Source organism: Actinokineospora spheciospongiae (genome assembly GCF_000564855.1).
Classification (GTDB): Bacteria; Actinomycetota; Actinomycetes; order Mycobacteriales; family Pseudonocardiaceae; genus Actinokineospora; species Actinokineospora spheciospongiae.
Genome location: NZ_AYXG01000005.1, coordinates 39,759 through 49,457, shown reverse-complemented (window position 1 = coordinate 49,457; position 9,699 = coordinate 39,759). Strand labels below are relative to the sequence as shown.

The window sequence follows — 9,699 nt, the reverse complement described above, 5'->3', positions numbered from 1 at the left end:
CCAGCTTGGCAGAGGGTCTTCTCCCCCAACCAAGAACAACCACCCGATCCAGCGTTCCACCGCCCTGCTTGCATCCGGCCGCCTGCTCGCGCCGACGTGGACGCTTCGGAGACGGGCGGCGGTGACCCACCGCAGTGCTGCGCGCGGCAGGCCGGTCCGGCCGCCGAGGTTCCTGGCTGCGTGCGGCGGTGATCCAGCGCTGTGCTGCGCGCGGCAGGCCGCTCGACCCACCGCGCCTTGGGCCGCGCCGGGCGCCGGGCCGGCGGCTCGGTCCTGCCCGCTCCGAGCGGGCGCTCGGGCTGACGCTAGCCCTGGCACGCCGCTGCCCCGCTCGCGCTCAGCCGGGGTGATCCGGCGCTTCCGCACTCGGCGCACACGCCGTCCGCGATGGGCGGGGCAAGCGCTTTCGCCGGGTCGAGCCCGGGAAGCGGCGAAGGCCCGCTCCGGGTGGGAGCGGGCCTTCGCGGGTGGTGCGGTGGCCGGGTCAGCCGGTGCGGACGTTCGAGGACACCAGGGCCGCGAGGCGGTCCCCGATGGCGAAGGTGCCGCCGGGGGAGTTGTGGTCGCGGGTGGCGAGGTCGAAGGCGACCGACGCCTCGATGCGGCGGGCCGACTCGTGCTCGCCGAGGTGGTCGAGGAGCAGGGCGACGGACAGGACGGCCGCCGTGGGGTCGGCGATGCCCTGGCCCGCGATGTCCGGGGCGCTGCCGTGGACCGGCTCGAACATGCTCGGGTTGCGGCGGGTGATGTCGAGGTTGCCGCTGGCCGCGAGGCCGATGCCGCCGGTGACGGCGGCCGCGAGGTCGGTGAGGATGTCGCCGAACAGGTTGTCGGTGACGATCACGTCGAAGCGGCCGGGGTCGGTGACCATGTGGATGGTGGTGGCGTCCACGTGCTGGTAGGCGACGGTGACGTCCGGGTGCTGCAACGACACCTCCTCCACCACGCGCGACCACAGCGAACCCGCGTGCGTGAGCACGTTGGTCTTGTGGACAAGGGTCAGGTGCTTGCGGGGGCGGGCCGCCGCGCGGGTGAACGCGTCGCGGACGACGCGCTCGACGCCGAAGGAGGTGTTGACGCTGACCTCGGTGGCGATCTCGTGCGGGGTGTCCTTGCGGAGCAGGCCGCCGTTGCCCGCGTACAGGCCCTCGGTGCCCTCCCGGACGACGATCATGTCGATCTCGCCGGGGTCGGCGATCGGGCTCTTCACCCCCGGGTACAGCCGGGCCGGGCGGAGGTTGACGTGGTGGTCGAGCTCGAAGCGCAGCCGCAGCAGCAGCCCGCGCTCCAGGATGCCGCTGGGGACCGACGGGTCCCCCACCGCACCGAGCAGGATGGCGTCGTGGTCCCGCAGCTCACCGAGAACGGACTCCGGCAGCAGCTCACCAGTCGCGTGCCACCTCGCCGCGCCCAGGTCGTAGCGGGTGATCTCGGCGGTCGGTATGACCTCGCCCAGCACCTTCAGTGCCTCGGCGATCACTTCCGGCCCGATCCCGTCACCTGGGATCACCGCGAGCCGCATGCACACACCTCCCGGGGTATCGGCCCGAACTGTCAGGGCCTGGTAGTCGAACGAAGGCTACCGGGAAGCCGCCCGGATGCCGCATCGCGCCACCTGTTCGGGTGGTTTCGAGATGTCTTCTGGGCCGATATATGACACGAACGGTGCCCGGAAGGGTTGTCAACCAACCGATCCGGGCACCGTTCGGCAATTCCGCCGCGTCCCAACCCGTGGACGGGTGGAGCGGTCGACTCAGCCGAAGTCGATGGCCCGCACGATGCTCGCCCCGACCGAGGCGCCGATCGACTCCAGCACCGACGGGTCGACCGCGCGGTCCACCCGCAGCAGCATGACGGCGTCGGAGCCCTGCGCGGTCTGGCTGATCTGCGCGGCGTCGATGTTGATGCCGGACTCGCCCAGCAGGGTGCCGACCGCGCCCATCACGCCCGGGCGCTCGGCGTACTCCAGCAGCAGCACGTCGCCCTCGGCGCGCAGGTCGAACGCGCGGCCGTGCACCTCCACGAGCTTCTGCACCTGGTCCAGGCCGGACAGGGTGCCGCTGACGGTCACCACCGACCCGTCGGCGTACGCGCCGCGCAGGGTCACCACGCTGCGGTGGTTGGCGCTCTCGGTCTCGGTGGCGACCTCCACGGCCACGCCCCGGGCCTCGGCGATCTGCAGGGCGTTCACGAACGTCACCTGGTCCTCGACGATCCCGGTGAACACCCCGCGCAGCGCGGCCAGCGACAGCACCGACACGTCCTCGGAGGACAGCTCGCCGCGCACCAGCACGGTGATCGCGGTGGGGGCCTTGCTGCCCAGCGCGGTCAGCACGGTGCCCAGCTTCTGCGTCAGCGACAGGTACGGGCGCACCTCCTCGCCGACGACGCCACCGGCCACGTTGACCGCGTCCGGGACGAAGTCGCCGCGCAGCGCCAGCCGCACCGAGTGGGCCACGTCGGTGCCCGCCCGGTCCTGCGCCTCGGCGGTGGAGGCACCCAGGTGCGGGGTCACCACGACGCCCGGGACGCCGAACAGCGGCGACTCGGTGGTGGGCTCCTTGGTGTAGACGTCGATGCCTGCGCCGCCGACCTGGCCGGAACGCACCGCGTCGGCCAGCGCCTGCTCGTCGATGAGGCCGCCGCGCGCGGCGTTGACGATGATGACGCCCTTCTTGGTCAGCGCGAGCTTCTCGGCGCTGATCAGCCCCTTGGTCTCCGGGGTCTTGGGCAGGTGCACGGAGATGAAGTCCGCCCTGGCCAGCAGGTCGTCCAGCTCCACCAGCTCAATGCCGAGCTGGGCGGCGCGCGCGGGCGAGGCGTACGGGTCGTAGGCGATCAGGGTGGTGCCGAACGCGGCGAGGCGCTGCGCGAACAACTGCCCGATCTTGCCCAGGCCGACGACGCCCACGGTCTTGCCGGACACCTCGACCCCGGAGAACGAGCTGCGCTTCCACTGACCCTCCTGCAGGGTCTGGTGCGCGGCCGGGATCTGCCGGGCGGTGGCCAGCAGCAGCGCCACCGCGTGCTCGGCGGCGGAGACGATGTTCGACGTCGGCGCGTTCACCACCAGCACACCGCGATCGGTGGCGGCGGGCACCTCGACGTTGTCCAGGCCGACACCCGCGCGGGCGACGACCTTCAGGGTGTCACTGGCCTTGAGCACCTCGGCGTCGACCTGGGTCGCGGAGCGCACGAGCAGCGCGTCGGCGGAGGCCACGGCCTCGAGGAGGGCGGGGCGGTCAGTGCCGTCGACGTGGCGGACCTCGAACTCGTCGCCGAAGACGTCCAGCACGGACGGCGCGAGCTTCTCGGCGATGAGGACGACGGGGCGGCTCGTAGTTGTCACGCGGGCTCCTGTGCTGACAGCATTTTTGGGTGCGGTTACCACTCTGTAACCACAGGGAGTCTAGGCCGGTCACTGAACCGTTCCACCGCAGGGTGAGCCACGAGACACGTCATTCCCCGATGACGGGCGGCGCGGTGAAGTCGGCGTTGCCGAACATCTCGTCGTCATCGCCCTCCACCAGGTACGCGGGCCTGCTCCGGCGCGTCTCCACCGCCGGACCCGGATCGGCCTCCGCCGCGTCCTGCCGGAGCGGGACGGGGGTCGTGCCGGTGACGCCCGCACCGGAACCCGCCGGGCCGAAGCCGCCGGGGCCGAAGGAGGTCACCGGGGGTGGCGGCGGGAGGGTGGAGATGACGGCGGGGGGCGGGAGGGCGCGGGGCGGCGGGGCCGGGCGCGGAGCCGGGCGGGACGGTTGGGGCGGGGCGGGGCGCGACTGGGCGGGGTTGGGTGGGGTGCGCTGCGCGCCGGTCGGTTGCGCGGAACCGCCGGGTCGCGGGGGGTGCTGCTGCGCGGGCCTGCCGGGTCGGGGCCGCTGCGCGGTGCCGCTGGGCTGCGGTGCGGACTGCTGCGGCTGCGCGACCCCGCCCGGCTGAAGCGGGGATTGACGCGCGGACACGGCCCCACCCGACTGGGGTGCGGGCTGATGCGCTTGGGCGCCCCCACCCGGCTGGGGCGCGGACTGCTGCGGCTGGGCGCCGCCACTGGACCGGGGGGCGGACTGCTGCGGCTGCGCGAACCCACCCGACTGCGACGGGGACTGCTGCGCAGGCACAGCCCCACCCGACTGGGGCGCGGGCTGATGCGCCTGGGCACCCCCACCAGACTGGGACGCAGACTGCTGAGGCTGCACCAACCCACCCGACTGCAGCGGAGACTGCTGCGCAGGCACAGCCCCACCCGACTGGGGCGCGGACTGGTGCGCCCGGGCACCCCCACCGGACGGGGATACGGACTGCTGCGGCTGCACGAACCCACCCGACTGCGGCGGGGATTGCTGCGCAGAAGTGCCCCTATCCGACTGAGGCGCGAGCTGCTGCGGTTGCGCAATCCCACTGGACTGGGATACGGACTGCTGAGGCTGCACCAACCCACCCGACTGCAGCGGAGACTGCTGCGTCGGCACAGCCCCACCCGACTGGGGCGCGGACTGGTGCGCCTGGGCACCCCCACCGGACTGGGACGCAGACTGCTGCGGCTGCGCGAACCCACCCGACTGCGGCGGGGATTGGTGCGCAGGCACGGCCCCACCTGGCTGGGGTGCGGGCTGTTGCGCCTGCGCAGCCCTGCTGGACCGGGGTGCGGGCTGTTGCGTGGTCCCGCCCGGTTGGGGTGGCTGCACGGCTCCGCTGGGCTGAGGCGGGGGCTGGGGTGAGCGGGCGGTGCCGGTGGATTGCGGTGGGGGTTGGTGCTGCGCGGTTCGGCCGGGCTGCGGCGGGGTCGGGTGGGGGCCGGTGGGCCTTCCGGGGGTGGGCCGTTGGCCGGACTGCTGCTGGGGTTCCGGCCGGGGCGGGGGCTGGTTGCCAGGGGGCTGGTTGCCCGCGCTCTGCTGGGCGGGGTTCCGCTGTTCGGGGCGGTGGTTCGGGGAATCCTGCCGCCCGGGCGGCACCTGGTGCGCCGGGTTCACCCGGTCTGGGTTCCGCGGCGAAGCACCCGGTTGACCGGGGTGCTGCCGGGGGTCCTGCGGGGGCAGGCCCCGGTGCGCGCGGTCCTGCTCCGCGGGGGTCGGCCTGCCGGGGTTGGGCCACGGCGGGGCGGGCTGCGCCGGGTTGGGGTTGCCCGGGCCGGGGTTGCCGGGGTTTCGGCGCGGCGGGTTCTGCCTCTCCTGGCTCCGCTGCCCGGCGCTGTGCGGGCCCGGGTTCTGCCGGGGCGAGCCGGGGTCGGGCGGGAAGCCCGGTGGGGCGGGGGGCTGTTCGCCTTGGCGTTGTCGCGGACCGGGGCCGGGGTGGACGGGGTCGCGGCGGTCCGGGTTGTGGTGGGGGCCGGTTCGTTGCGCGGGGGGCTGTTGCGACGGGTTCTGCTGTGCCTGGGGCTGCTGCGGGAGGTTTTGCGAACCGGGGGGCTGGTGCGGGTTTTGCCATCCGGGGTTGTGGTGCGGTGGATTCTGCTGCGCGCGGGGCGGGGGCGCGGTGGTACCGGGCTGCGTGGGGAAGCCCTGTGGCACAGGGGTTCCGGGCTGGTGCTGTTGCGGACGGTGGCGGTCCGGTGCGGGGAGGAGGAGTTCCCCTGAGAAGGACGGGTCTGTGCGGACGGGCCTGGGTGCGGGGGGATCGGCGGGAGGCTTCGCGGGGAGGTCTTCCGGCAACGTCCACACTGATGCCGCTGCGGGCCTCGGGGGTTCGGATGGGCTGACGGCGTCCGAGGGCGGGGTGGAGGCCGGTGATGCGACGCTCGGCTCGGTGCCGGGACGCGGGTCGGGGGCGTCGGCGGGGCGGTCCGGCTGCTCGGTGGACGCGGCGGGTGGGGACTCGTCCAGTGGTGGTCCGAACGGTTCGGCGGGGGTGAGTGGTGCCTCGCCGGGTGGTCCGGGTCTCGGGGTCGACGGCATTCGCGGTCCCTGGGTGAGCGGTGGGGCGGCCGGTTCCCCGGATGTCGCAACCGCGACCGGGGCAAGCTGGAGACCCGCGCCCACCGGCTCCGCGACCGGAACGGGAGGCGCGGGGGAGCCGGAGTCCGGCCGCTGATCCGCCGCCATCGCGGCCACGGTGATCGCCTCGCCCGGCATCGGCACGACGACGGACGCCACGACGGTCCCGGCACCGGCGAACCCATCGGCACCCTGCGGCACGGCGAACGCGCCGGGTGAATCGGCGTCGAACGAACGAGATGCCACCACCCGCGCCCCACCTGACCCGGCACCAGCCCCCGCAACAGATGCCACACCAGGCGAGCCGGCTTCGAGCGGGCAACGCGCCGGCGCCGACGCGTCGGCCTGCCCGGCGCCGGTTCCCGCGGCGGGCGCCGCGCTCGGCAGCGGAAGCCTCGCCGCGCTCGGCTCCGGGGCTGCTTCAGGGGGGCAGGCCGGAGCGGTGCCGGGGTTCGCACCCGCGGTCGGGGTGGGGGTCGAACCCGCGGTCGCGGGCACGCCGGGATCTGCCGGGCTCCCGGTGGCGGCCGGAGTGGCGCCCGCGGCCGGGCCCCCGGCAACGGCGGGAGCAGCACCGGAACCCACCACCTCGCCCTCGACGGCGGCCGCTGCGGCGGACTCCTGAGCCCGGCTTTCCGCAGCGGCCGGGACCGCGCCGGAATCCGAGGTCAGGCCCGCGACCGCAGCGGCGCCGGAATCCGCAGCCGGGCGCGCAACCGCAGCGGCACGGGGGTCCGCGGCGGCGGTCGCGGCGGGGTCGGGTGCCGAGGCCGTGGTGTGCGGTGGGATCGGCAGGTGCCCGGAGACCGTCGCCGACCCGGGGGACGACCCGAGCTCCGAACCGGAGGGCGTCGCGGGTGCCGGACCGGGTGCGGCTGACGGCTCCCGGGCGTGCTCCGGCCCGCTCGCGGCCACTTCCTCGGGTGTCAGCCACACCGGGCGTTCAGTCCCCACCTGCCAGTTCCCCCAAACCTGCTCCCCCGGTGCTCACCAGGGCTCGTCGAACTCCCCCGCCTTGGCGCCCGCCACGAAGGCGTCCCACTCCGACTCGGTGAACACCAGGACCGTGTCGTCCGGGCCGGTGAACTTCGAGTTGCGCATGGCGATGTAGGTCTTGCCGTCCGTGTGCGGGACGAAGGCGATCTCGACGTACTCGCCGTCGGGGTCGGCGTCGGGTTCGGCGGCTCGCTGCCAGTCGGCCTTGGTCAGGTCCAGCCTGCCGCGGACCTCGGCCTTGTCGTCGTAGATCGGGGCGCTGTCCATCACCGTCTCCTCAAGCTCTGTGTCGGGGGTCAGGTATACCGTTCGCGGTTGGCCGTCACCCGGGTGGGGACGTGTCGTTGGCGGGGGTGTGCGGTTGCGCTCAGTAGCGTACGACGGGTGACCTCCTACTACGGGCGATATCTGCGCGGCGAGCACGTCACCGTGTGGGCTGAGCTGCGGGCGCTCGGTCCGGTGCCGGACGACCTGCTGGAGGACGCCGCCGCCGTGGCGGAGGAGACGATGGTGCGGGTTTCGCAGCACGTGTCCCGGCTCGCGGCCGCCCTGCCGGAACTCGGCTGGGTGTCCTCCGATCGTATGGTGCGGCCGCACCAGCCGCCCACGGATTCGGACAACGCGCTGGTCGACTCGCTGGTGGAGCGGGTGGGCGGGTTGCCGCTGTCGCTGGAGGCGTGCCTGCGGCACGTGGGGGAGGTGTGGTTCGCCGGGGACTGCGACCTGCTGTTCCTCACCCACCACCAGGAGCCCGCGCCGACGACGGTGCCGCCGGGGCCGGACTTCCCCGACCCGCTGTGCCTGGGCAACGCCTACCACCTGGCCTACGAGCTTGAGCAGCTCGACCAGGGCGACGACCTGACCTTCCCGCTGGCCCCGGACGAGCTGCGCAAGGCGAACCTCAGCGGCGGCACGCACGACGTGCGGCTGCCGTCCCTGCACGCCGACGTCGAGCTGCACGGGGTGGCGGGGCGGCCGGGGATCACCCTGGTGGAGTACCTGCGCGAGTCGATCGCCTGGGGCGGGTTCCCCGGCTGGTCCTTCGAGCCGGAGCTGGCCCCGGAGGCCCTGATCACCCTGCGGACGCACCCCGACTTCTGACCGGGACAGCGGAGGGGTCCGCGGCGCCACCGCCGCGGACCCCTCCCCCGTCGAGAACCGCTCAGGCGGTCTCGGTGATCGGCCGGTCGACCCAGGACATCAGGCCGCGCAGCTTCTTGCCGGTCTCCTCGATCGGGTGGGCCTCGCCCTCCTGCTGGAGCCTGCGGTAGTTCTCGCGGCCGTTCTCGTCCTCGGCCACCCACTCGCGGGCGAAGGTGCCGTCCTGGATCTCGCCCAGGATCTTCTTCATCTCCTCCTTGACCGCGGGGGTGATGACGCGCGGGCCGCGGGTGAGGTCGCCGTACTCGGCGGTGTCGGAGATGGAGTAGCGCTGGCGGGCGATGCCGCCCTCGTACATCAGGTCGACGATGAGCTTGAGCTCGTGCAGGACCTCGAAGTAGGCGATCTCGGGGGCGTAGCCCGCCTCGGTCAGCACCTCGAAGCCGGTCTGCACCAGGGCGGACGCGCCGCCGCAGAGCACCGCCTGCTCGCCGAAGAGGTCGGTCTCGGTCTCCTCGGTGAAGGTGGTCTTGATGACGCCCGCGCGGGCGCCGCCGATGGCCGCCGCGTAGGACAGGGCCAGCGCCTGCGCGCCGCCGGTGGCGTCCTGGTGCACGGCGATGAGTGCGGGGACGCCCTTGCCGTCGACGAACTGGCGGCGGACCAGGTGGCCGGGGCCCTTGGGGGCGACCATGGCCACGTCCACGCCCGCCGGGGGCTTGATCAGGTCGTAGCGGATGTTGAAGCCGTGGCCGAAGAACAGCGCGTCGCCGTCCTTGAGGTTGGGCTCGATGTCGTCGCTGTAGATGAAGCGCTGCTTGGTGTCCGGCGCCAGGACCATGATCAGGTCGGCCTCGGCGGACGCCTCGGCCGGGGTGAGCACGCGCAGCCCCTGCTCCTCGGCCTTGGCCTTGGACTTGGACCCCTCGGGCAGGCCGATCCGGACGTCCACGCCGGAGTCGCGCAGGCTCAGCGCGTGGGCGTGGCCCTGGCTGCCGTAACCGATGACGGCCACCTTGCGCCCCTGGATGATGCTCAGGTCGGCGTCGGCGTCGTAGAAGATCTCGACGGACATGGTGCTCAGTACTTCCCTTCGGTGGAACTCGCGAGAAAACAGGGGGTCTAGCGGACCGCCGTGGCGGTGATGGAGCGCGGGCCGCGGCCGATGGCGACCATGCCGGACTGCACCATCTCGCGCACCCCGTAGGGCTCCAGCATCCGCAGCAGCGCCTCGATCTTGTCGTGGGTGCCGGTGGCCTCGATGGTCAGCGCCTCCGGGGACACGTCGACGACCTTGGCCCGGAAAAGCTGCACGGTCTCCAGCACCTGGCTGCGCACGGTGGCGTCGGCCCGGACCTTGACCAGCAGCAGTTCGCGCTGCACGGCGACCGAGGGCTCCAGCTCGACGATCTTGATGACGTTGACCAGCTTGTTGAGCTGCTTGGTGACCTGCTCCAGCGGCAGCTCCTCGACCGCGACCACGATCGTCATCCTGGACACGTCCGGGTGCTCGGTCGGGCCGACGGCCAGCGACTCGATGTTGAACCCGCGCCGGGAGAACAGGCCCGAGACGCGGGCGAGCACGCCGGGCTTGTTCTCGACCAGGACGCTCAGGGTGTGGGTGCTCATGCGCTCTCTCCGCTTTCACGCTTCGGGCTGTCCAGGTCCG

The 9,699-nt window shown here is 73.3% G+C and carries 7 protein-coding genes; 1 reads left to right on the top strand and 6 read right to left on the bottom strand.

The window, feature by feature from the left end; all coding sequences use genetic code 11:
- Window positions 1–484: 484 nt before the first annotated feature.
- The 4 genes from UO65_RS01370 to UO65_RS01350 form a co-directional block, all read right to left on the bottom strand.
- Window positions 485–1,522, bottom strand: coding sequence for a 3-isopropylmalate dehydrogenase (locus UO65_RS01370; protein ID WP_035277901.1), 1,038 nt, complete (start codon window positions 1,520–1,522; stop codon window positions 485–487).
- Window positions 1,523–1,753: 231 nt separating this feature from the next.
- Complete coding sequence (gene serA / locus UO65_RS01365) at window positions 1,754–3,349, bottom strand: phosphoglycerate dehydrogenase (protein ID WP_035277900.1); 1,596 nt, start codon at window positions 3,347–3,349, stop codon at window positions 1,754–1,756.
- Window positions 3,350–3,458: 109 nt separating this feature from the next.
- Window positions 3,459–3,965, bottom strand: coding sequence for a hypothetical protein (locus tag UO65_RS35340; RefSeq protein ID WP_152551920.1), 507 nt, complete (start codon window positions 3,963–3,965; stop codon window positions 3,459–3,461).
- Window positions 3,966–6,920: 2,955 nt separating this feature from the next.
- Window positions 6,921–7,196: a DUF397 domain-containing protein gene (locus UO65_RS01350; RefSeq protein ID WP_035277895.1), complete on the bottom strand. Its 276-nt coding sequence runs from the start codon at window positions 7,194–7,196 to the stop codon at window positions 6,921–6,923.
- Between the two features lie 117 nt (window positions 7,197–7,313).
- Here UO65_RS01350 and UO65_RS01345 point away from each other — a divergent pair, with 117 nt between their 5' ends.
- A complete protein-coding gene (locus tag UO65_RS01345) occupies window positions 7,314–8,030 on the top strand; it encodes a hypothetical protein (RefSeq protein WP_035277894.1) in 717 nt (238 codons plus the stop codon).
- Window positions 8,031–8,091: 61 nt separating this feature from the next.
- Here UO65_RS01345 and ilvC read toward each other — a convergent pair whose 3' ends face one another.
- A complete protein-coding gene (ilvC, locus tag UO65_RS01340; protein ID WP_035277892.1) occupies window positions 8,092–9,105 on the bottom strand; it encodes a ketol-acid reductoisomerase in 1,014 nt (337 codons plus the stop codon).
- Window positions 9,106–9,152: 47 nt separating this feature from the next.
- Window positions 9,153–9,659 carry an acetolactate synthase small subunit gene (ilvN, locus tag UO65_RS01335; protein WP_035277890.1) on the bottom strand — a complete coding sequence of 169 codons (507 nt, stop codon included), beginning with the start codon at window positions 9,657–9,659 and terminating at the stop codon, window positions 9,153–9,155.
- Between the last annotated feature and the right edge of the window lie 40 nt (window positions 9,660–9,699).